The following is a 17,207-nucleotide window of genomic DNA, read 5'->3' as shown; positions in this document are numbered from 1 at the left end:
CGGTCTGCGTTTCGCAATCCGTGAAGGCGGCCGTACCGTTGGCGCGGGCGTTGTTGCTAAAGTTATCAGCTAATAAAGCCGGTTAACTTTTAATAAAAAGGGCGCTCAGGCGCCCTTTTTTGATCCGCTTAACCATCTGTCTGTACATAATATTTGCCCTTAAACCACCACACTCCTTTCATGTCTCTCCGTCGCGCTCTTGAAATCATAACCATTCTCATTTACTCTTTGCACATAAATTGAACGGGAGCGATCATGTACGTTTGTTTGTGTAATGGCGTGAGTGACAAAAAAATTCGCCAGGCGGTTCGCCAGTTTCATCCCCAGTCTTTCCAGCAGCTACGCAAATTTGTTTTGATAGGAAATCAATGCGGTAAATGCGTGCGCGCTGCGCGTGAAATTATGCAGGAAGAATTAATGCAGTTACCTGAGTATCAGGAGATTGCCTGACAGCCCATCTTTTTTTTGACATCCCGGTTGCCGCATCTACGCTTCATGTAGTGGAAGCGGAGGGAATACAAAATGAAAGGTGATATCAAAATCATAAATTATCTCAATAAATTATTGGGAAATGAGCTTGTCGCAATCAATCAGTACTTTCTTCATGCACGTATGTTCAAAAACTGGGGCCTGATGCGCCTCAACAACGTCGAGTACCACGAATCCATCGATGAAATGAAACACGCCGATATCTATATCGAGCGGATTCTGTTTCTGGAAGGGATCCCGAATCTTCAGGACCTGGGAAAACTTCATATCGGTGAAGACGTGGAAGAGATGTTGCGCTCCGACCTGCAGCTCGAACTTGAGGGCGCGCAGGATCTTCGTGAGGCTATCGCTTACGCAGACACCATCCATGATTATGTTAGCCGCGATATCATGATCAAAATCCTTGAGGATGAAGAGCATCATATCGACTGGCTGGAAACCGAGCTCGACCTGATCGGGAAAATCGGCCTTCAGAATTACATCCAGTCTCAAATTAAAGAAGAGGCATGAGTACTGCACGAATGGGTGGGTAATAACTGCACCCTACTGAAATAAGCGCCGCTACCGCCATGAAAGAACCAAACGGCAGCGGCACTTTTATTTTTATCCCCCAACGCCCGAGCATCGGCGCAAGCAAGTATGCAATACACCCACCTAATGACGCGATGAAAAGTAACCCCGTCAGCATCTGCCAGCCGTGCCAGGCGCCTAACGCTGACAGAAATTTGATATCGCCGTATCCCATGCCCTCATCCTTACAAATGAACCGGTACAGCCAGTAAACGAGAAGCAGAAACAGATAGCCGGCGATAGCTCCCCATACCGCTGAACAGAGAAACTCCGGCATACAGACCAGGTGATAAAGCAGGCCGCTCCACAGAAGAGGGCAGGTGAAGCGATCGGGTAGCAGCCCTGATTGCCAGTCGCAGCGGGCAAGAAGAAAAAGTAACGTTAAGTAGATAACAACAAAGATAGCATCCAGCATGATGAAGCTCCTTGAGACGTAAGCAATGAGCATAACGTCTCCCTGCATGCCGAAAAGGGGGACCTAATGAAACGGGAAAACTCTACCCAGACTTTTTCATTTGCTTGCAACGTTGCAGTCTTCGACTGCGAGCGGGTTCGAAAGACAAAACAAATGTGCTTATTTAGTACGCAGCGCTTGCTAACAGGTCAGATTTACGTATAATGCGCGGGCCTGTCTTCATTGACGGCCGGTTCGATCTGAACCTGGGTGGTGCAGTTGGCCATCAACAATGCTCCCAATCGGGGGGCTACGTAAGAACGATTACACTCCCCCATCAATCGTAATGGGTGCGAGGAGTAATTCTTTTCGTCTATAAATAATTGGAGCTCTGGTCTCATGCAGAACCAAAGAATCCGTATCCGTCTTAAAGCGTTTGATCATCGTCTGATCGATCAATCAACCGCGGAAATCGTCGAGACTGCCAAGCGCACTGGTGCGCAGGTCCGTGGTCCGATCCCGCTGCCGACCCGCAAAGAGCGCTTCACCGTTCTGATCTCTCCGCACGTTAACAAAGACGCGCGCGATCAGTACGAAATCCGCACTCACAAGCGTCTGGTTGACATCGTTGAGCCAACCGAGAAAACCGTTGATGCTCTGATGCGTCTGGACCTGGCTGCCGGTGTAGACGTGCAGATCAGCCTGGGTTAATCAGGTCATCGAGCGATTGAGAGGTTGAAACAATGATTGGTTTAGTCGGTAAAAAAGTGGGCATGACCCGCATCTTCACTGAAGATGGCGTATCTATCCCAGTAACCGTTATCGAAGTTGAAGCAAACCGCGTTACTCAGGTTAAAGATCTGGCTAACGACGGCTACCGCGCTGTTCAGGTTACCACTGGTGCTAAAAAAGCTAACCGTGTAACCAAGCCGGAAGCTGGTCACTTCGCTAAAGCTGGCGTAGAAGCTGGCCGTGGTCTGTGGGAATTCCGCCTCGCTGATGGCGAAGAGTTCACTGTAGGTCAGGACATTAGCGTTGAGCTGTTTGCTGAAGTGAAAAAAGTTGACGTAACTGGCACCTCTAAAGGTAAAGGTTTCGCAGGTACCGTTAAGCGCTGGAACTTCCGTACCCAGGACGCTACCCACGGTAACTCCTTGTCTCACCGCGTACCGGGTTCTATCGGTCAGAACCAGACTCCGGGCAAAGTGTTCAAAGGTAAAAAAATGGCAGGTCAGCTGGGTAATGAGCGTGTAACCGTTCAGAGCCTGGACGTAGTACGTGTTGACGCTGAGCGCAACCTGCTGCTGGTTAAAGGTGCTGTTCCCGGTGCTACCGGTAGCGACCTGATCGTTAAACCAGCTGTGAAGGCGTAAGGGGATAGCAATGGAATTAGTATTGAAAGACGCGCAAAGCGCGCTGACTGTTTCCGAAACTACCTTCGGTCGTGACTTCAACGAAGCGCTGGTACACCAGGTTGTTGTTGCTTATGCAGCTGGTGCTCGTCAGGGTACTCGTGCTCAAAAGACTCGTGCTGAAGTAACTGGTTCCGGTAAAAAGCCGTGGCGCCAGAAAGGTACCGGCCGTGCGCGTTCAGGTTCTATCAAGAGCCCGATCTGGCGTTCCGGTGGCGTGACCTTCGCTGCTCGCCCGCAGGACCACAGTCAAAAAGTTAACAAAAAGATGTACCGCGGCGCGCTGAAAAGCATCCTGTCCGAACTGGTACGTCAAGATCGTCTGATCGTTGTCGAGAAGTTCTCTGTTGAAGCACCTAAAACTAAGCTGCTTGCTCAGAAACTGAAAGACATGGCTCTGGAAGATGTGCTGATCATCACCGGTGAACTGGATGAGAATCTGTTCCTGGCTGCGCGCAACCTGCACAAGGTTGACGTTCGTGATGTTGCAGGTATCGACCCGGTTAGCCTGATCGCCTTCGACAAAGTCGTAATGACTGCTGATGCTGTTAAGCAAGTTGAGGAGATGCTCGCATGATTCGTGAAGAACGTCTGCTGAAGGTGCTGCGCGCACCGCACGTTTCTGAAAAAGCGTCTGCTGCGATGGAAAAAACCAATACCATCGTACTCAAAGTTGCTAAAGACGCGACCAAAGCAGAAATCAAAGCTGCTGTGCAGAAACTGTTTGAAGTCGAAGTTGATGACGTAAACACCCTGGTAGTTAAGGGTAAAGTTAAGCGTCATGGACAGCGTATCGGTCGTCGTAGCGACTGGAAAAAAGCTTACGTCACCCTTAAAGAAGGCCAGAATCTGGACTTCGCTGGCGGCGCTGAGTAAGTCGGAGGAGTAATACAATGGCAGTTGTTAAGTGTAAACCGACATCTCCGGGTCGTCGCCACGTAGTTAAAGTGGTTAACCCTGAGCTGCACAAGGGCAAACCTTTTGCTCCGTTGCTGGAAAAAAACAGCAAATCCGGTGGCCGTAACAACAATGGTCGCATCACTACCCGTCATATTGGTGGTGGTCACAAGCAGGCTTACCGTATTGTTGACTTCAAACGCAACAAAGATGGTATCCCGGCAGTTGTTGAACGTCTTGAGTACGATCCGAACCGCTCTGCGAACATCGCACTGGTTCTGTACAAAGATGGCGAGCGCCGTTACATCCTGGCCCCTAAAGGCCTGAAAGCGGGCGACCAGATTCAGTCTGGCGTTGATGCTGCAATCAAAGCGGGTAACACCCTGCCGATGCGCAATATCCCGGTTGGTTCTACCGTTCATAACGTAGAAATGAAACCAGGTAAAGGCGGTCAGCTGGCGCGTTCTGCTGGTACCTATGTACAGATCGTTGCTCGTGATGGTGCGTATGTCACCCTGCGTCTGCGTTCTGGCGAAATGCGTAAAGTGGAAGCTGACTGCCGCGCTACTCTGGGCGAAGTTGGTAACGCTGAGCATATGCTGCGCGTTCTGGGTAAAGCAGGTGCTGCACGTTGGCGTGGTATTCGTCCTACCGTTCGCGGTACGGCGATGAACCCAGTCGATCACCCACATGGTGGTGGTGAAGGTCGTAACTTTGGTAAGCACCCGGTAACTCCGTGGGGCGTTCAGACCAAAGGTAAGAAGACCCGCAGCAACAAGCGTACTGATAAATTTATCGTACGTCGCCGTAGCAAATAATATTAGAGGATAAGCCATGCCACGTTCTCTCAAGAAAGGTCCTTTTATTGACCTGCACTTGCTGAAGAAGGTAGAGAAAGCGGTGGAAAGCGGTGACAAGAAGCCCCTGCGCACCTGGTCCCGTCGTTCAACGATCTTTCCTAACATGATCGGTTTGACCATCGCTGTCCATAATGGTCGTCAGCACGTTCCGGTATTTGTTTCCGACGAGATGGTCGGTCACAAACTGGGTGAATTCGCACCGACTCGTACTTATCGCGGCCACGCTGCTGATAAAAAAGCGAAGAAGAAATAAGGTAGGAGGAAGAGATGGAAACTATCGCTAAACATCGCCATGCTCGTTCTTCTGCTCAGAAGGTACGCCTTGTTGCTGACCTTATTCGCGGTAAGAAAGTGTCGCAGGCTCTGGATATCTTAACCTACACCAACAAGAAAGCGGCTGTACTGGTTAAGAAAGTCCTGGAATCTGCCATTGCTAACGCTGAACACAACGATGGCGCTGACATCGACGATCTGAAAGTTACGAAAATTTTCGTAGACGAAGGCCCAAGCATGAAGCGCATTATGCCGCGTGCGAAAGGTCGTGCAGATCGCATTCTGAAGCGCACCAGCCACATCACTGTGGTTGTGTCCGATCGCTGAGACTCTGGAGACTAGCAATGGGTCAGAAAGTACATCCTAATGGTATTCGCCTGGGTATTGTAAAACCATGGAACTCTACCTGGTTTGCGAACACCAAAGAATTCGCTGACAACCTGGACAGCGACTTTAAAGTACGTCAGTACCTGACTAAGGAACTGGCTAAAGCGTCTGTATCACGTATCGTTATCGAGCGTCCGGCTAAAAGCATCCGTGTGACTATTCACACTGCTCGCCCGGGTATCGTTATCGGTAAGAAAGGTGAAGACGTTGAAAAACTGCGCAAGGTCGTAGCGGATATCGCTGGCGTTCCTGCACAGATCAATATCGCCGAAGTTCGTAAGCCTGAACTGGACGCAAAACTGGTTGCTGACAGCATCACTTCTCAGCTGGAACGTCGTGTTATGTTCCGTCGTGCTATGAAGCGTGCTGTTCAGAACGCCATGCGTCTGGGCGCTAAAGGTATCAAAGTTGAAGTGAGTGGCCGTCTTGGTGGCGCTGAGATCGCACGTACCGAATGGTACCGTGAAGGTCGCGTTCCGCTGCATACGCTGCGTGCTGACATCGACTACAACACCTCTGAAGCGCACACCACTTACGGTGTAATCGGCGTTAAAGTGTGGATCTTCAAAGGTGAGATCCTGGGTGGTATGGCTGCTGTTGAACAACCGGAACCGGCTGCTCAACCTAAAAAGCAGCAGCGTAAAGGCCGTAAATAAGGAGCGTCGCTGATGTTACAACCAAAGCGTACAAAATTCCGTAAAGTGCACAAAGGCCGCAACCGTGGTCTGGCGCAGGGTACGGATGTTAGCTTCGGCACTTTCGGTCTGAAAGCTGTTGGCCGTGGTCGTCTGACTGCACGTCAGATCGAAGCAGCACGTCGTGCTATGACCCGTGCAGTTAAGCGTCAAGGTAAAATCTGGATCCGTGTATTCCCGGACAAACCGATCACCGAAAAGCCGCTTGAAGTTCGTATGGGTAAAGGTAAAGGTAACGTAGAGTATTGGGTTGCCTTGATTCAGCCGGGTAAAGTCCTGTATGAAATGGACGGTGTCCCGGAAGAGCTTGCCCGTGAAGCATTCAAGCTGGCAGCAGCGAAACTGCCGATTAAAACCACCTTTGTAACTAAGACGGTGATGTAATGAAAGCAAAAGAGCTGCGTGAAAAGAGTGTTGAAGAGCTGAACACCGAGCTGCTTAACCTGCTGCGTGAGCAGTTTAACCTGCGTATGCAGGCTGCAAGTGGCCAGCTGCAACAGACTCACCTGTTGAAGCAAGTGCGTCGTAACGTCGCACGCGTTAAGACTTTACTGACTGAGAAGGCGGGTGCGTAATGACCGATAAAATCCGTACTCTGCAAGGTCGCGTTGTTAGCGACAAAATGGAGAAATCCATTGTTGTTGCTATCGAACGTTTCGTGAAACACCCGATCTACGGTAAATTCATTAAGCGTACGACCAAACTGCACGTACATGACGAAAACAACGAATCCGGTATCGGTGACGTGGTTGAAATCCGCGAATGCCGTCCACTGTCCAAGACTAAGTCCTGGACGCTGGTTCGCGTTGTAGAGAAAGCAGTTCTGTAATACAGTACTCGTTCTCAAACGATAAACGGCTCAGCGATGGGCCGTTTATTTTTTCTACCCTTATCAAAGAACCGGTGTTATAATGCCGCGCCCTCGATATGGGGTTTTTTAACGACCTGATTTTTTGGGTCCCGAAGTAGTAGTTGACATTAGCGGAGCACTAAATGATCCAGGAACAGACTATGCTGAACGTCGCCGACAACTCCGGCGCTCGTCGCGTAATGTGTATCAAGGTTCTGGGTGGCTCGCACCGTCGCTACGCAGGCGTCGGCGATATCATCAAGATCACCATCAAGGAAGCAATTCCGCGTGGTAAGGTCAAGAAAGGTGATGTGCTGAAGGCGGTAGTGGTGCGCACCAAGAAGGGTGTTCGTCGCCCGGACGGTTCTGTCATTCGCTTCGATGGCAATGCATGCGTTATTTTAAACAATAACAGTGAGCAGCCCATCGGTACGCGTATTTTTGGGCCGGTAACTCGTGAACTTCGTACTGAAAAGTTCATGAAAATTATCTCTCTGGCACCAGAAGTACTATAAGGAGCGAATCATGGCAGCGAAAATCCGTCGTGATGACGAAGTTATCGTGTTAACCGGTAAAGATAAAGGTAAGCGCGGTAAAGTAAAAAATGTTCTGTCTTCCGGCAAAATTGTTGTTGAAGGCATCAACCTGGTCAAGAAACACCAGAAGCCGGTCCCGGCTCTGAACCAGGCGGGTGGCATCGTTGAAAAAGAAGCTGCTATTCAGGTTTCTAACGTTGCAATCTTCAATGCGGCAACCGGCAAGGCTGACCGTGTAGGCTTTAGATTCGAAGACGGCAAAAAAGTCCGTTTCTTCAAGTCTAACAGCGAAACTATCAAGTAATTTGGAGTAGTACGATGGCGAAACTGCATGATTACTACAAAGACGAAGTAGTTAATAAACTCATGACCGAGTTTAACTACAATTCTGTCATGCAAGTCCCTCGGGTCGAGAAGATCACCCTGAACATGGGTGTTGGTGAAGCGATCGCTGACAAGAAACTGCTGGATAACGCAGCAGCCGATCTGGCAGCAATCTCCGGTCAAAAGCCGTTGATCACCAAAGCACGCAAATCTGTTGCAGGCTTCAAAATCCGTCAGGGCTATCCGATCGGCTGTAAAGTAACTCTGCGTGGCGAACGCATGTGGGAGTTCTTTGAGCGCCTGATCACTATTGCTGTTCCACGTATTCGTGACTTCCGCGGCTTGTCTGCTAAGTCTTTCGATGGTCGTGGTAACTACAGCATGGGTGTCCGTGAGCAGATCATCTTCCCGGAAATCGATTACGATAAAGTCGATCGTGTACGTGGCTTGGATATTACCATTACCACTACCGCGAATTCCGATGAAGAAGGCCGTGCTCTGCTGGCTGCCTTTGACTTCCCGTTCCGCAAGTAAGGTTACTTCATGGCTAAGCAATCAATGAAAGCACGCGAAGTAAAGCGCGTAGCTTTGGCTGAAAAATACTTCGCTAAACGCGCTGAACTGAAAGCGATCATTTCTGATGTGAACGCTTCTGACGAAGATCGTTGGAATGCCGTTCTCAAGCTGCAGACTCTGCCGCGTGATTCCAGCCCGTCTCGTCAGCGTAACCGCTGCCGTCAAACTGGTCGTCCGCACGCTTTCCTGCGGAAGTTCGGGTTGAGCCGTATCAAGGTCCGTGAAGCCGCTATGCGCGGTGAAATCCCGGGTCTGAAAAAGGCTAGCTGGTAATTGTCACCAATTGAATCACGGGAGTAAAGACAGATGAGCATGCAAGATCCGATCGCGGATATGCTGACCCGTATCCGTAACGGTCAGGCCGCGAACAAAGTTGCGGTCACCATGCCTTCCTCCAAGCTGAAAGTGGCAATTGCCAACGTGCTGAAGGAAGAAGGTTATATCGAAGATTTCAAAATTGAAGGCGACACCAAGCCTGAACTGGAACTTACTCTTAAGTATTTCCAGGGAAAAGCTGTGGTAGAAAGCATTCAGCGTATCAGCCGTCCAGGTCTGCGCATCTATAAGAAAAAAGATGAGCTGCCGAAAGTTATGGCGGGTCTGGGTATTGCAGTTGTTTCTACCTCTAAAGGTGTTATGACTGATCGTGCAGCGCGCCAGGCTGGTCTCGGCGGCGAAATTATCTGCTACGTAGCTTAATCGGAGGAAAAAATGTCTCGTGTTGCTAAAGCACCGATCGTTCTTCCTGCCGGCGTAGAGGTAAAACTCAACGGTCAGGTTATTACGATCAAAGGTAAAAACGGCGAGCTGACTCGTACTCTCAACGATGCTGTTGAAGTGAAGCAAGCAGATAACACTCTGACTTTCGCTCCGCGCGAAGGTTATGTAGACGGTTGGGCCCAGTCTGGTACCGCACGTGCTCTGCTGAACTCAATGGTTATCGGTGTTACCGAAGGCTTCATCCGTAAGCTTCAACTGGTTGGTGTAGGTTATCGTGCTGCGGTTAAAGGGAATGTTGTGAACCTGTCTCTGGGCTTCTCACATCCGGTTGACCATCAGCTGCCTGCAGGTATTACCGCTGAATGCCCGACTCAAACTGAAATCGTACTGAAAGGTGCTGATAAACAGTTGATCGGTCAGGTAGCTGCAGACCTGCGCGCCTACCGTCGTCCTGAGCCTTACAAAGGCAAGGGTGTTCGTTACGCCGACGAAGTCGTGCGTACCAAAGAGGCTAAGAAGAAGTAAGGTAACACTATGGATAAGAAATCTGCTCGTATCCGTCGTGCGACCCGCGCACGCCGCAAGCTCAAAGAGCTGGGTGCGACCCGCCTGGTGGTACATCGTACCCCGCGTCATATTTACGCACAGGTGATCGCTCCTAACGGTTCTGAAATTCTGGTAGCTGCTTCTACTGTAGAAAAAGCTATCGCTGAGCAACTGAAGTATACCGGTAACAAAGACGCCGCAGCCGCTGTTGGTAAAGCAGTCGCAGAACGCGCAATCGAAAAAGGCATCAAAAATGTTTCTTTCGACCGTTCCGGGTTCCAATATCATGGTCGTGTCCAGGCACTGGCAGATGCTGCCCGTGAAGCTGGCCTTCAGTTCTAAGGTAGAGGTGTAAGATGGCTCACATCGAAAAACAGGCTGGCGAACTGCAGGAAAAGCTGATCGCGGTAAACCGCGTATCTAAAACCGTTAAAGGTGGTCGTATTTTCTCCTTCACAGCTCTGACTGTAGTTGGTGATGGTAACGGTCGCGTTGGTTTTGGTTACGGTAAAGCGCGTGAAGTTCCAGCAGCGATCCAGAAAGCGATGGAAAAAGCCCGTCGCAATATGATTAACGTCGCGCTGAACCACGGCACCCTGCAGCACCCGGTTAAAGGTGTTCACACGGGTTCTCGTGTATTCATGCAGCCGGCTTCAGAAGGTACCGGTATTATCGCCGGTGGTGCAATGCGCGCCGTTCTGGAAGTCGCTGGAGTTCATAACGTTCTGGCTAAAGCATATGGTTCCACCAACCCGATCAACGTGGTTCGTGCAACTATTGATGGCCTGGAAAGCATGAAATCTCCAGAAATGGTCGCTGCCAAGCGTGGTAAATCCGTTGAAGAAATTCTGGGGTAATTGACCATGGCAAAGACTATTAAAATCACTCAAACCCGCAGTGCAATCGGTCGTCTGCCGAAACACAAGGCAACGCTGCTTGGCCTGGGTCTGCGTCGTATTGGTCACACCGTTGAGCGCGAGGATACCCCCGCTGTTCGTGGTATGGTCAACGCGGTTTCCTACATGGTTAAAGTTGAGGAGTAAGAGATGCGTTTAAATACTCTGTCTCCGGCCGAAGGCTCTAAGCACGCTTCCAAGCGTCTGGGTCGTGGTATCGGTTCTGGCCTCGGTAAAACCGGTGGTCGTGGTCACAAAGGTCAGAACTCTCGTTCTGGCGGTGGCGTACGTCGCGGTTTCGAGGGTGGCCAGATGCCACTGTATCGCCGTCTGCCGAAGTTCGGCTTCACTTCTCGTAAAGCGATGGTGACTGCAGAAGTGCGTCTGTCCGAGCTGGCGAAAATTGAAGGTGATGTAGTTGACCTGAACACACTGAAAGCAGCAAACATTGTCGGTATTCAGATTGAATTCGCGAAAGTGATTCTGTCTGGCGAGGTTACTCGTCCGGTAACTGTTCGTGGCTTGCGTGTGACGAAAGGCGCTCGCGCTGCTATCGAAGCTGCTGGCGGTAAAATCGAGGAATAAGTAGCAGATGGCAAAGCAACCGGGATTAGATTTTCAAAGTGCTAAAGGCGGCCTCGGCGAGCTGAAACGCAGACTTTTGTTTGTTATCGGTGCGCTGATTGTGTTCCGTATTGGTTCTTTTATTCCGATCCCTGGTATTGATGCCGCTGTACTTGCCAAACTGCTTGAGCAACAGCGAGGCACCATCATTGAAATGTTCAACATGTTCTCTGGTGGTGCACTCAGCCGTGCTTCTATCTTTGCTCTGGGTATCATGCCGTATATTTCGGCATCGATCATTATCCAGCTTCTGACAGTGGTCCATCCGACCCTGGCGGAAATTAAGAAAGAAGGGGAGTCTGGTCGTCGTAAGATCAGCCAGTACACCCGCTACGGTACTCTGGTGCTGGCAATATTTCAGTCGATCGGTATCGCAACCGGTCTGCCGAATATGCCTGGTATGCAAGGCCTGGTGATGAATCCAGGCTTTGCATTCTATTTCACCGCTGTTGTTAGTCTGGTAACAGGAACGATGTTCCTGATGTGGCTGGGCGAACAGATTACAGAACGCGGTATCGGTAACGGTATCTCAATCATAATCTTCGCCGGTATTGTTGCGGGTCTCCCGCCAGCTATCGCCCACACTATCGAGCAAGCGCGGCAGGGCGACCTGCACTTCCTCCTGTTGCTGTTGGTTGCAGTATTGGTATTTGCAGTGACTTTCTTTGTTGTATTCGTTGAACGTGGCCAGCGTCGTATCGTCGTTAACTACGCCAAACGTCAGCAAGGGCGTCGTGTTTATGCTGCACAGAGCACACATTTACCGCTGAAAGTGAATATGGCTGGTGTAATCCCGGCAATCTTCGCTTCCAGTATTATTCTGTTCCCGGCGACCATCGCGTCATGGTTCGGGGGCGGTACTGGTTGGAACTGGCTGACAACAATTTCGCTGTATTTGCAGCCTGGGCAACCGCTTTATGTGTTACTCTATGCGTCTGCAATCATCTTCTTCTGTTTCTTCTACACGGCGTTGGTTTTCAACCCGCGTGAAACAGCAGATAACCTGAAGAAGTCCGGTGCATTTGTACCAGGAATTCGTCCGGGAGAGCAAACGGCGAAGTATATTGATAAAGTAATGACCCGCCTGACTCTGGTCGGTGCGCTTTATATTACTTTTATTTGCCTGATCCCGGAGTTCATGCGCGATGCGATGAAGGTGCCGTTCTACTTCGGTGGTACTTCACTGTTAATCGTCGTTGTTGTCATCATGGACTTTATGGCTCAAGTGCAAACTCTGATGATGTCCAGTCAGTATGAGTCTGCATTGAAGAAAGCGAACCTCAAAGGCTATGGCCGATAAAAGGCGCTTGAGAAGTTACGGAGAGTAAAAATGAAAGTTCGTGCTTCCGTCAAGAAATTATGCCGTAACTGCAAAATCGTTAAACGTGATGGCGTCATCCGTGTGATTTGCAGTGCCGAGCCGAAGCATAAACAGCGTCAAGGCTGATTATCTCGCATATTTTTCTTGCAAAGTCGGGTTGAGCTGGCTAGATTAGCCAGCCAATCTTTTGTATGTCTGTACGTATCCATTTGAGTATCCTGAAAACGGGCTTTTCAGCATGGTGCGTGCTTATCAAATAGTAGGAGTGCATAGTGGCCCGTATAGCAGGCATTAACATTCCTGATCAAAAACACGCCGTGATCGCATTAACTTCGATCTATGGTGTCGGCAAAACCCGTTCCAAAGCTATCTGTGCTGCGGCGGGCATCGCTGAAGATGTTAAGATCAGTGAGCTGTCTGAAGAACAAATCGACACGCTGCGTGACGAAGTTGCCAAATTTGTCGTTGAAGGTGATCTGCGCCGTGAAGTTAGCATGAGCATCAAGCGCCTTATGGACCTTGGTTGCTATCGCGGTTTGCGTCATCGTCGTGGTCTGCCAGTGCGCGGACAGCGTACTAAGACCAACGCACGTACCCGTAAGGGTCCGCGCAAACCGATCAAGAAATAATCGGGGTGATTGAATAATGGCAAAGGCACCAATTCGTGCACGTAAACGTGTAAGAAAACAAGTCTCTGACGGCGTGGCTCATGTCCATGCTTCTTTCAACAACACCATCGTTACTATTACTGATCGTCAGGGTAACGCTTTGGGTTGGGCAACTGCCGGTGGTTCCGGTTTCCGTGGTTCTCGCAAATCCACTCCGTTCGCAGCTCAGGTTGCAGCAGAGCGTTGCGCTGAAGCCGTGAAAGAATACGGTATCAAGAACCTGGAAGTTATGGTTAAGGGACCGGGTCCGGGCCGCGAATCAACTATTCGTGCTCTGAACGCCGCTGGTTTCCGCATCACTAATATTACTGATGTGACTCCGATCCCTCACAACGGTTGTCGTCCGCCGAAAAAACGTCGCGTATAACGCCCGTTTTTTTAGGAATGTTGGAGAAAGAAAATGGCAAGATATTTGGGTCCTAAGCTCAAGCTGAGCCGTCGTGAGGGCACAGACCTGTTCCTTAAGTCTGGCGTTCGCGCGATCGATACCAAGTGTAAAATTGAACAAGCTCCTGGCCAGCACGGTGCGCGTAAACCGCGTCTGTCTGACTATGGTGTGCAGTTGCGTGAAAAGCAAAAAGTTCGCCGTATGTACGGTGTGCTGGAGCGTCAGTTCCGTAACTACTACAAAGAAGCAGCTCGTCTGAAAGGCAACACAGGTGAAAACCTGCTCGCTCTGCTGGAAGGTCGTCTGGACAACGTTGTATATCGCATGGGCTTTGGCGCAACTCGCGCAGAAGCACGTCAGCTCGTTAGCCATAAAGCAATCATGGTAAACGGCCGCGTTGTTAACATCGCTTCTTATCAGGTAACTCCGAATGACGTAGTCAGCATCCGTGAGAAAGCCAAAAAGCAATCTCGCGTGAAGGCCGCTCTGGAGCTGGCTGAGCAGCGTGAAAAGCCAACCTGGCTGGAAGTTGATGCTGGCAAGATGGAAGGCACGTTCAAGCGTAAGCCGGAGCGTTCTGATCTGTCTGCGGACATTAACGAACACCTGATCGTCGAGCTTTACTCCAAGTAAAGCTTAGTACCAAAGAGAGGACACAATGCAGGGTTCTGTGACAGAGTTTCTAAAACCGCGCCTGGTAGATATCGAGCAAGTGAGTTCGACGCACGCCAAGGTGACCCTTGAGCCTTTAGAGCGTGGCTTTGGCCATACTCTGGGTAACGCACTGCGCCGTATTCTGCTTTCGTCGATGCCGGGTTGCGCGGTGACCGAGGTTGAGATTGATGGTGTACTACATGAGTACAGCACCAAAGAAGGCGTTCAGGAAGATATCCTGGAGATCCTGCTCAACCTGAAAGGGCTGGCGGTGAAAGTTCAAGGTAAAGATGAAGTTATTCTTACTTTGAATAAATCTGGCATTGGCCCTGTAACCGCAGCCGACATCACCCATGATGGTGATGTCGAAATCGTCAAGCCGCAGCACGTGATCTGCCACCTGACCGATGAGAACGCAGCTATCAGCATGCGTATCAAAGTTCAGCGCGGTCGCGGTTATGTGCCGGCATCTGCCCGAATTCATTCGGAAGAAGATGAGCGCCCGATCGGCCGTCTGTTGGTCGACGCTTGCTACAGCCCTGTAGAGCGTATTGCCTACAATGTTGAAGCAGCGCGTGTTGAACAGCGTACCGACCTGGACAAGCTGGTCATCGAAATGGAAACCAATGGCACAATCGATCCTGAAGAGGCGATTCGTCGTGCGGCGACCATTCTGGCAGAACAACTTGAAGCTTTCGTTGACTTACGTGATGTTCGTCAGCCAGAAGTTAAAGAAGAGAAACCAGAGTTCGATCCGATCCTGCTGCGCCCTGTTGACGATCTGGAATTGACTGTCCGCTCTGCTAACTGCCTTAAGGCAGAAGCTATCCACTATATCGGTGATCTGGTACAGCGTACCGAGGTTGAGCTGCTCAAAACGCCTAACCTTGGTAAAAAATCTCTTACTGAGATTAAAGACGTGCTGGCCTCCCGTGGTCTTTCTCTGGGCATGCGCCTGGAAAACTGGCCACCGGCAAGCATTGCTGACGAGTAACCGGATCACAGGTTAAGGTTTTACTGAGAAGGATAAGGTCATGCGCCATCGTAAGAGTGGTCGTCAACTGAACCGCAACAGCAGCCATCGCCAGGCTATGTTCCGCAACATGGCAGGTTCTCTGGTTCGTCATGAGATCATCAAGACGACCCTGCCTAAAGCGAAAGAGCTGCGTCGCGTAGTTGAGCCGCTGATTACTCTTGCCAAGACTGATAGCGTTGCTAATCGTCGTCTGGCATTCGCCCGCACTCGTGATAACGAGATCGTGGCAAAACTGTTTAACGAGCTGGGTCCGCGTTTTGCGGCCCGTGCCGGTGGTTACACTCGCATTCTGAAGTGTGGCTTCCGTGCAGGTGACAACGCGCCGATGGCTTACATCGAGCTGGTTGATCGCGCTGAAAAAACAGAAGCAGCTGCAGAGTAATCTGTAGCAACAAAAAAACCCGCCTCGGCGGGTTTTTTTTTTATCTTTTTTTTGGGCTATGTTTCATTCTTAATTAAGCAGGATGAAGGGAGGGGTGATGACGCTACTCGATCAATGGGCAGAGCGGCACATTGTTGACGCGATGCGAAACGGTGACCTCGATAATCTTGCTGGCGCCGGTAAGAAGCTTATCCTGGACGATGACTCCCACGTCCCGCCAGAGCTACGCGCAGGATATCGGCTCCTGAAAAATGCAGGCTGCTTACCTCCTGAGCTGGAACAGCGTCGGGAAGTGGTACAGCTTCAGGATTTACTCCACTCGCTACAGCCTTCCGATCCTCAACACGCCACCCTGAGTAAACGTCTTGCTCTGCTTAAGTTGAAACTGATACAGGCCGGCGTGAATACCGATTTTTTACGCGGCGATTATGCTCAGCGCATTTTCAATAATCATTCGGGAGATGAGTAATGTATCGCATTGGTGAATTAGCAAAGCGAGCGGACGTCACGCCCGATACCGTACGCTATTACGAAAAGCAGCACATGATGGCGCACAATGGTCGTACTGAAGGTGGCTTCAGGCTGTACGACGATGACGATCTCCAGCGTCTGAAGTTTATTCGCTATGCCCGAGAGATGGGGTTCACGCTTGAGGCGATTCGCGAATTGCTGTCGATCCGCATCGATCCCGAACATCACACTTGTCAGGAGTCAAAAGCAATTGTGCAGCTGCGATTGCAGGAAGTGTCGAGCCGCATTCAGGAGCTGCAAAAAATGCAGCGCTCTTTGCAACGTCTCAACGATGCGTGCTGCGGTACGGCGCACAGCAGCGTGTCATGTTCCATTCTGGAAGCGATTGAGCAAGGCGCGAAAGATTTTCATCCACAGCGTTGAATTCGCTGACGCTCGTGACTACAATTTCGCCGCAATCTACTAAGGAGAATCTCTATGAGCCGGTATCAACATACCAAAGGCAAGATCAATGACAATGCCATCGAGGCGTTACTTCATGACCCGCTTTTCAGACAGCGCGTTGAAAAAAATCAGAAGGGGAAAGGAAGCTTTCAGCGTAAGGGGAAACATGCAAAGCAGCAAAACTGGGAGGCCAGCGGCAAAATAATTAAGGTTATTTTACCCCTGGCCTTCTGGCTTTAACGTCCTGTTAAGGACGGTTATTTTGCTCTTTCAGTAAATCGCGAATTTCGCTCAGCAGTACCTGCTCTTTAGAAGGCGCCGGTGCGGCTTTCGGCTCTTCTTTTTTGCGATGCAGTTTATTCATCAGCTTAATAGCCAGGAAGATCGCGAAAGCGACAATAATAAAATCAAAAATATTCTGAATAAATACGCCGTAATGCATCACGACGGCTGGGGTATCGCCCAGGGCCGGACGCAGCGTCCACGCAAACTGTTTAAAATCTACCCCGCCAATCAGCAAACCTAACGGTGGCATAATAATATCGGCTACCAGAGATGAGACGATTTTACCGAACGCCGCACCGATAATGACACCCACTGCCAAGTCGACCACGTTTCCGCGCATAGCGAATTCGCGAAACTCTTTTAAAAAACTCATTTTTGACTCCTTATTCCTGCGGATGCTGTTAAGTCTAACAAAGGATCTCGCGTTTTCAATTTATTCGCGCTGGGGTGATCAGATAATAAAACCTGATATTTCAAAGGGAAATATTAGCAGAGCGGCATAACCGCTC

36 protein-coding genes are annotated in these 17,207 nt (G+C 50.2%); 34 read left to right on the top strand and 2 right to left on the bottom strand.

Features of this window, described 5'->3' with window-relative positions; translation table 11 throughout:
* The 3 genes from DW58_RS19785 to bfr form a co-directional block, all read left to right on the top strand.
* The coding region (locus DW58_RS19785) for an EF-Tu C-terminal domain-related protein (RefSeq protein WP_173644473.1) at positions 1 to 73 on the top strand (73 nt) is incomplete at its 5' end.
* A gap of 182 nt (positions 74 to 255) precedes the next feature.
* On the top strand, positions 256 to 450 hold the full coding sequence (gene bfd, locus DW58_RS01465; protein WP_024549494.1) for a bacterioferritin-associated ferredoxin: 195 nt from the start codon (positions 256 to 258) through the stop codon (positions 448 to 450).
* Between the two features lie 72 nt (positions 451 to 522).
* Entirely contained in the window at positions 523 to 999 is a 477-nt protein-coding gene (bfr, locus tag DW58_RS01460; RefSeq protein ID WP_024549495.1) for a bacterioferritin, read from the top strand.
* Here bfr and DW58_RS01455 read toward each other — a convergent pair.
* Positions 983 to 1,474: a prepilin peptidase gene (locus DW58_RS01455; protein WP_029696450.1), complete on the bottom strand. Its 492-nt coding sequence runs from the start codon at positions 1,472 to 1,474 to the stop codon at positions 983 to 985. The two genes, bfr and DW58_RS01455, sit on opposite strands and share 17 nt — an antisense overlap.
* A 378-nt stretch (positions 1,475 to 1,852) precedes the next feature.
* Here DW58_RS01455 and rpsJ point away from each other — a divergent pair, with 378 nt between their 5' ends.
* The 31 genes from rpsJ (at position 1,853) to DW58_RS01305 (ending at position 16,653) form a co-directional block, all read left to right on the top strand.
* On the top strand, positions 1,853 to 2,164 hold the full coding sequence (gene rpsJ, locus DW58_RS01450) for a 30S ribosomal protein S10 (RefSeq protein WP_001181005.1): 312 nt from the start codon (positions 1,853 to 1,855) through the stop codon (positions 2,162 to 2,164).
* A 32-nt stretch (positions 2,165 to 2,196) separates the two neighbouring features.
* Positions 2,197 to 2,826, top strand: coding sequence for a 50S ribosomal protein L3 (gene rplC, locus DW58_RS01445; protein ID WP_024549497.1), 630 nt, complete (start codon positions 2,197 to 2,199; stop codon positions 2,824 to 2,826).
* Positions 2,827 to 2,836: 10 nt separating this feature from the next.
* Positions 2,837 to 3,442 (top strand): 50S ribosomal protein L4, encoded by a 606-nt coding sequence (gene rplD, locus DW58_RS01440; RefSeq protein ID WP_024549498.1) that lies wholly within the window; start codon positions 2,837 to 2,839, stop codon positions 3,440 to 3,442.
* Complete coding sequence (gene rplW, locus DW58_RS01435; protein WP_024549499.1) at positions 3,439 to 3,741, top strand: 50S ribosomal protein L23; 303 nt, start codon at positions 3,439 to 3,441, stop codon at positions 3,739 to 3,741. The genes rplD and rplW overlap by 4 nt, the downstream gene beginning before the upstream one ends.
* Positions 3,742 to 3,758: 17 nt before the next feature.
* Positions 3,759 to 4,580 (top strand): 50S ribosomal protein L2, encoded by an 822-nt coding sequence (gene rplB / locus DW58_RS01430; RefSeq protein ID WP_023479412.1) that lies wholly within the window; start codon positions 3,759 to 3,761, stop codon positions 4,578 to 4,580.
* A 16-nt stretch (positions 4,581 to 4,596) separates the two neighbouring features.
* A complete protein-coding gene (gene rpsS / locus DW58_RS01425) occupies positions 4,597 to 4,875 on the top strand; it encodes a 30S ribosomal protein S19 (RefSeq protein WP_001138115.1) in 279 nt (92 codons plus the stop codon).
* A 14-nt stretch (positions 4,876 to 4,889) separates the two neighbouring features.
* A complete protein-coding gene (rplV, locus tag DW58_RS01420; RefSeq protein ID WP_000447529.1) occupies positions 4,890 to 5,222 on the top strand; it encodes a 50S ribosomal protein L22 in 333 nt (110 codons plus the stop codon).
* A gap of 17 nt (positions 5,223 to 5,239) precedes the next feature.
* Entirely contained in the window at positions 5,240 to 5,938 is a 699-nt protein-coding gene (gene rpsC, locus DW58_RS20575) for a 30S ribosomal protein S3 (RefSeq protein ID WP_006817277.1), read from the top strand.
* A gap of 12 nt (positions 5,939 to 5,950) precedes the next feature.
* Complete coding sequence (gene rplP / locus DW58_RS20570) at positions 5,951 to 6,361, top strand: 50S ribosomal protein L16 (protein ID WP_002438716.1); 411 nt, start codon at positions 5,951 to 5,953, stop codon at positions 6,359 to 6,361.
* Positions 6,361 to 6,552 (top strand): 50S ribosomal protein L29, encoded by a 192-nt coding sequence (rpmC, locus tag DW58_RS01405; protein ID WP_024549500.1) that lies wholly within the window; start codon positions 6,361 to 6,363, stop codon positions 6,550 to 6,552. The genes rplP and rpmC overlap by 1 nt, the downstream gene beginning before the upstream one ends.
* Entirely contained in the window at positions 6,552 to 6,806 is a 255-nt protein-coding gene (gene rpsQ / locus DW58_RS01400) for a 30S ribosomal protein S17 (protein WP_024549501.1), read from the top strand. Before rpmC ends, rpsQ begins: the two co-directional genes overlap by 1 nt.
* Before the next feature lie 164 nt (positions 6,807 to 6,970).
* The gene (rplN, locus tag DW58_RS01395) at positions 6,971 to 7,342 is read left to right on the top strand and encodes a 50S ribosomal protein L14 (protein WP_002919748.1); all 372 of its coding nucleotides are present in this window, start codon (positions 6,971 to 6,973) and stop codon (positions 7,340 to 7,342) included.
* Between the two features lie 10 nt (positions 7,343 to 7,352).
* Positions 7,353 to 7,667, top strand: a complete 315-nt coding sequence (gene rplX, locus DW58_RS01390; RefSeq protein WP_024549502.1) for a 50S ribosomal protein L24 — start codon at positions 7,353 to 7,355, stop codon at positions 7,665 to 7,667.
* Between the two features lie 14 nt (positions 7,668 to 7,681).
* Positions 7,682 to 8,221, top strand: coding sequence for a 50S ribosomal protein L5 (gene rplE / locus DW58_RS01385; RefSeq protein WP_024549503.1), 540 nt, complete (start codon positions 7,682 to 7,684; stop codon positions 8,219 to 8,221).
* A 9-nt stretch (positions 8,222 to 8,230) separates the two neighbouring features.
* Complete coding sequence (gene rpsN / locus DW58_RS20565; protein WP_004388614.1) at positions 8,231 to 8,536, top strand: 30S ribosomal protein S14; 306 nt, start codon at positions 8,231 to 8,233, stop codon at positions 8,534 to 8,536.
* A gap of 33 nt (positions 8,537 to 8,569) precedes the next feature.
* A complete protein-coding gene (gene rpsH / locus DW58_RS20560; RefSeq protein WP_024549504.1) occupies positions 8,570 to 8,962 on the top strand; it encodes a 30S ribosomal protein S8 in 393 nt (130 codons plus the stop codon).
* Positions 8,963 to 8,974: 12 nt separating this feature from the next.
* A complete protein-coding gene (gene rplF, locus DW58_RS20555) occupies positions 8,975 to 9,508 on the top strand; it encodes a 50S ribosomal protein L6 (protein WP_024549505.1) in 534 nt (177 codons plus the stop codon).
* Between the two features lie 9 nt (positions 9,509 to 9,517).
* Entirely contained in the window at positions 9,518 to 9,871 is a 354-nt protein-coding gene (rplR, locus tag DW58_RS20550; RefSeq protein ID WP_024549506.1) for a 50S ribosomal protein L18, read from the top strand.
* 14 nt (positions 9,872 to 9,885) lie between these two features.
* The gene (gene rpsE / locus DW58_RS01360; protein ID WP_024549507.1) at positions 9,886 to 10,386 is read left to right on the top strand and encodes a 30S ribosomal protein S5; all 501 of its coding nucleotides are present in this window, start codon (positions 9,886 to 9,888) and stop codon (positions 10,384 to 10,386) included.
* Between the two features lie 6 nt (positions 10,387 to 10,392).
* Positions 10,393 to 10,572, top strand: coding sequence for a 50S ribosomal protein L30 (gene rpmD / locus DW58_RS20545; protein WP_004846568.1), 180 nt, complete (start codon positions 10,393 to 10,395; stop codon positions 10,570 to 10,572).
* A gap of 3 nt (positions 10,573 to 10,575) precedes the next feature.
* Entirely contained in the window at positions 10,576 to 11,010 is a 435-nt protein-coding gene (rplO, locus tag DW58_RS01350; protein WP_024549508.1) for a 50S ribosomal protein L15, read from the top strand.
* Positions 11,011 to 11,017: 7 nt separating this feature from the next.
* Positions 11,018 to 12,349, top strand: coding sequence for a preprotein translocase subunit SecY (secY, locus tag DW58_RS01345; RefSeq protein WP_024549509.1), 1,332 nt, complete (start codon positions 11,018 to 11,020; stop codon positions 12,347 to 12,349).
* A gap of 30 nt (positions 12,350 to 12,379) precedes the next feature.
* Positions 12,380 to 12,496: a 50S ribosomal protein L36 gene (gene rpmJ, locus DW58_RS19760; RefSeq protein WP_000868187.1), complete on the top strand. Its 117-nt coding sequence runs from the start codon at positions 12,380 to 12,382 to the stop codon at positions 12,494 to 12,496.
* A gap of 146 nt (positions 12,497 to 12,642) precedes the next feature.
* A complete protein-coding gene (gene rpsM / locus DW58_RS01340) occupies positions 12,643 to 12,999 on the top strand; it encodes a 30S ribosomal protein S13 (protein ID WP_008457189.1) in 357 nt (118 codons plus the stop codon).
* A 16-nt stretch (positions 13,000 to 13,015) separates the two neighbouring features.
* Positions 13,016 to 13,405, top strand: coding sequence for a 30S ribosomal protein S11 (rpsK, locus tag DW58_RS01335; protein WP_002438687.1), 390 nt, complete (start codon positions 13,016 to 13,018; stop codon positions 13,403 to 13,405).
* Between the two features lie 33 nt (positions 13,406 to 13,438).
* On the top strand, positions 13,439 to 14,059 hold the full coding sequence (rpsD, locus tag DW58_RS01330) for a 30S ribosomal protein S4 (RefSeq protein WP_024549510.1): 621 nt from the start codon (positions 13,439 to 13,441) through the stop codon (positions 14,057 to 14,059).
* Positions 14,060 to 14,084: 25 nt separating this feature from the next.
* Complete coding sequence (locus DW58_RS01325; RefSeq protein WP_006817265.1) at positions 14,085 to 15,074, top strand: DNA-directed RNA polymerase subunit alpha; 990 nt, start codon at positions 14,085 to 14,087, stop codon at positions 15,072 to 15,074.
* Positions 15,075 to 15,114: 40 nt separating this feature from the next.
* The gene (rplQ, locus tag DW58_RS01320; RefSeq protein WP_024549511.1) at positions 15,115 to 15,498 is read left to right on the top strand and encodes a 50S ribosomal protein L17; all 384 of its coding nucleotides are present in this window, start codon (positions 15,115 to 15,117) and stop codon (positions 15,496 to 15,498) included.
* Between the two features lie 97 nt (positions 15,499 to 15,595).
* The gene (locus tag DW58_RS01315; protein ID WP_024549512.1) at positions 15,596 to 15,967 is read left to right on the top strand and encodes a DnaJ family domain-containing protein; all 372 of its coding nucleotides are present in this window, start codon (positions 15,596 to 15,598) and stop codon (positions 15,965 to 15,967) included.
* Positions 15,967 to 16,392, top strand: coding sequence for a Zn(2+)-responsive transcriptional regulator (zntR, locus tag DW58_RS01310; RefSeq protein WP_024549513.1), 426 nt, complete (start codon positions 15,967 to 15,969; stop codon positions 16,390 to 16,392). The genes DW58_RS01315 and zntR overlap by 1 nt, the downstream gene beginning before the upstream one ends.
* Positions 16,393 to 16,446: 54 nt before the next feature.
* Positions 16,447 to 16,653: an alternative ribosome-rescue factor A gene (locus DW58_RS01305; RefSeq protein ID WP_024549514.1), complete on the top strand. Its 207-nt coding sequence runs from the start codon at positions 16,447 to 16,449 to the stop codon at positions 16,651 to 16,653.
* A gap of 7 nt (positions 16,654 to 16,660) precedes the next feature.
* On the opposite strand, the gene mscL is transcribed toward DW58_RS01305, so the two are convergent.
* Positions 16,661 to 17,071 (bottom strand): large-conductance mechanosensitive channel protein MscL, encoded by a 411-nt coding sequence (gene mscL / locus DW58_RS01300; RefSeq protein WP_024549515.1) that lies wholly within the window; start codon positions 17,069 to 17,071, stop codon positions 16,661 to 16,663.
* Positions 17,072 to 17,207 lie beyond the last annotated feature (136 nt).

The organism is Siccibacter turicensis LMG 23730 (assembly GCF_000463155.2).
Lineage (GTDB): Bacteria > Pseudomonadota > Gammaproteobacteria > Enterobacterales > Enterobacteriaceae > Siccibacter > Siccibacter turicensis.
Note: the sequence above shows the minus strand (reverse complement) of the source record. Positions and strands in the feature narration are given on the sequence as shown.

What these genes read in the sequence shown, in the direction of transcription:
- bfd (WP_024549494.1), top strand. Translation starts at nt 256, where the DNA reads ATGTACGTTTGTTTGTGTAATGGCGTGAGTGACAAAAAAATTCGCCAG.
- bfr (WP_024549495.1), top strand. Translation starts at nt 523, where the DNA reads ATGAAAGGTGATATCAAAATCATAAATTATCTCAATAAATTATTGGGA.
- DW58_RS01455 (WP_029696450.1), bottom strand. Translation starts at nt 1,474, where the DNA reads ATGCTGGATGCTATCTTTGTTGTTATCTACTTAACGTTACTTTTTCTT.
- rpsJ (WP_001181005.1), top strand. Translation starts at nt 1,853, where the DNA reads ATGCAGAACCAAAGAATCCGTATCCGTCTTAAAGCGTTTGATCATCGT.
- rplC (WP_024549497.1), top strand. Translation starts at nt 2,197, where the DNA reads ATGATTGGTTTAGTCGGTAAAAAAGTGGGCATGACCCGCATCTTCACT.
- rplD (WP_024549498.1), top strand. Translation starts at nt 2,837, where the DNA reads ATGGAATTAGTATTGAAAGACGCGCAAAGCGCGCTGACTGTTTCCGAA.
- rplW (WP_024549499.1), top strand. Translation starts at nt 3,439, where the DNA reads ATGATTCGTGAAGAACGTCTGCTGAAGGTGCTGCGCGCACCGCACGTT.
- rplB (WP_023479412.1), top strand. Translation starts at nt 3,759, where the DNA reads ATGGCAGTTGTTAAGTGTAAACCGACATCTCCGGGTCGTCGCCACGTA.
- rpsS (WP_001138115.1), top strand. Translation starts at nt 4,597, where the DNA reads ATGCCACGTTCTCTCAAGAAAGGTCCTTTTATTGACCTGCACTTGCTG.
- rplV (WP_000447529.1), top strand. Translation starts at nt 4,890, where the DNA reads ATGGAAACTATCGCTAAACATCGCCATGCTCGTTCTTCTGCTCAGAAG.
- rpsC (WP_006817277.1), top strand. Translation starts at nt 5,240, where the DNA reads ATGGGTCAGAAAGTACATCCTAATGGTATTCGCCTGGGTATTGTAAAA.
- rplP (WP_002438716.1), top strand. Translation starts at nt 5,951, where the DNA reads ATGTTACAACCAAAGCGTACAAAATTCCGTAAAGTGCACAAAGGCCGC.
- rpmC (WP_024549500.1), top strand. Translation starts at nt 6,361, where the DNA reads ATGAAAGCAAAAGAGCTGCGTGAAAAGAGTGTTGAAGAGCTGAACACC.
- rpsQ (WP_024549501.1), top strand. Translation starts at nt 6,552, where the DNA reads ATGACCGATAAAATCCGTACTCTGCAAGGTCGCGTTGTTAGCGACAAA.
- rplN (WP_002919748.1), top strand. Translation starts at nt 6,971, where the DNA reads ATGATCCAGGAACAGACTATGCTGAACGTCGCCGACAACTCCGGCGCT.
- rplX (WP_024549502.1), top strand. Translation starts at nt 7,353, where the DNA reads ATGGCAGCGAAAATCCGTCGTGATGACGAAGTTATCGTGTTAACCGGT.
- rplE (WP_024549503.1), top strand. Translation starts at nt 7,682, where the DNA reads ATGGCGAAACTGCATGATTACTACAAAGACGAAGTAGTTAATAAACTC.
- rpsN (WP_004388614.1), top strand. Translation starts at nt 8,231, where the DNA reads ATGGCTAAGCAATCAATGAAAGCACGCGAAGTAAAGCGCGTAGCTTTG.
- rpsH (WP_024549504.1), top strand. Translation starts at nt 8,570, where the DNA reads ATGAGCATGCAAGATCCGATCGCGGATATGCTGACCCGTATCCGTAAC.
- rplF (WP_024549505.1), top strand. Translation starts at nt 8,975, where the DNA reads ATGTCTCGTGTTGCTAAAGCACCGATCGTTCTTCCTGCCGGCGTAGAG.
- rplR (WP_024549506.1), top strand. Translation starts at nt 9,518, where the DNA reads ATGGATAAGAAATCTGCTCGTATCCGTCGTGCGACCCGCGCACGCCGC.
- rpsE (WP_024549507.1), top strand. Translation starts at nt 9,886, where the DNA reads ATGGCTCACATCGAAAAACAGGCTGGCGAACTGCAGGAAAAGCTGATC.
- rpmD (WP_004846568.1), top strand. Translation starts at nt 10,393, where the DNA reads ATGGCAAAGACTATTAAAATCACTCAAACCCGCAGTGCAATCGGTCGT.
- rplO (WP_024549508.1), top strand. Translation starts at nt 10,576, where the DNA reads ATGCGTTTAAATACTCTGTCTCCGGCCGAAGGCTCTAAGCACGCTTCC.
- secY (WP_024549509.1), top strand. Translation starts at nt 11,018, where the DNA reads ATGGCAAAGCAACCGGGATTAGATTTTCAAAGTGCTAAAGGCGGCCTC.
- rpmJ (WP_000868187.1), top strand. Translation starts at nt 12,380, where the DNA reads ATGAAAGTTCGTGCTTCCGTCAAGAAATTATGCCGTAACTGCAAAATC.
- rpsK (WP_002438687.1), top strand. Translation starts at nt 13,016, where the DNA reads ATGGCAAAGGCACCAATTCGTGCACGTAAACGTGTAAGAAAACAAGTC.
- rpsD (WP_024549510.1), top strand. Translation starts at nt 13,439, where the DNA reads ATGGCAAGATATTTGGGTCCTAAGCTCAAGCTGAGCCGTCGTGAGGGC.
- DW58_RS01325 (WP_006817265.1), top strand. Translation starts at nt 14,085, where the DNA reads ATGCAGGGTTCTGTGACAGAGTTTCTAAAACCGCGCCTGGTAGATATC.
- rplQ (WP_024549511.1), top strand. Translation starts at nt 15,115, where the DNA reads ATGCGCCATCGTAAGAGTGGTCGTCAACTGAACCGCAACAGCAGCCAT.
- DW58_RS01315 (WP_024549512.1), top strand. Translation starts at nt 15,596, where the DNA reads ATGACGCTACTCGATCAATGGGCAGAGCGGCACATTGTTGACGCGATG.
- zntR (WP_024549513.1), top strand. Translation starts at nt 15,967, where the DNA reads ATGTATCGCATTGGTGAATTAGCAAAGCGAGCGGACGTCACGCCCGAT.
- DW58_RS01305 (WP_024549514.1), top strand. Translation starts at nt 16,447, where the DNA reads ATGAGCCGGTATCAACATACCAAAGGCAAGATCAATGACAATGCCATC.
- mscL (WP_024549515.1), bottom strand. Translation starts at nt 17,071, where the DNA reads ATGAGTTTTTTAAAAGAGTTTCGCGAATTCGCTATGCGCGGAAACGTG.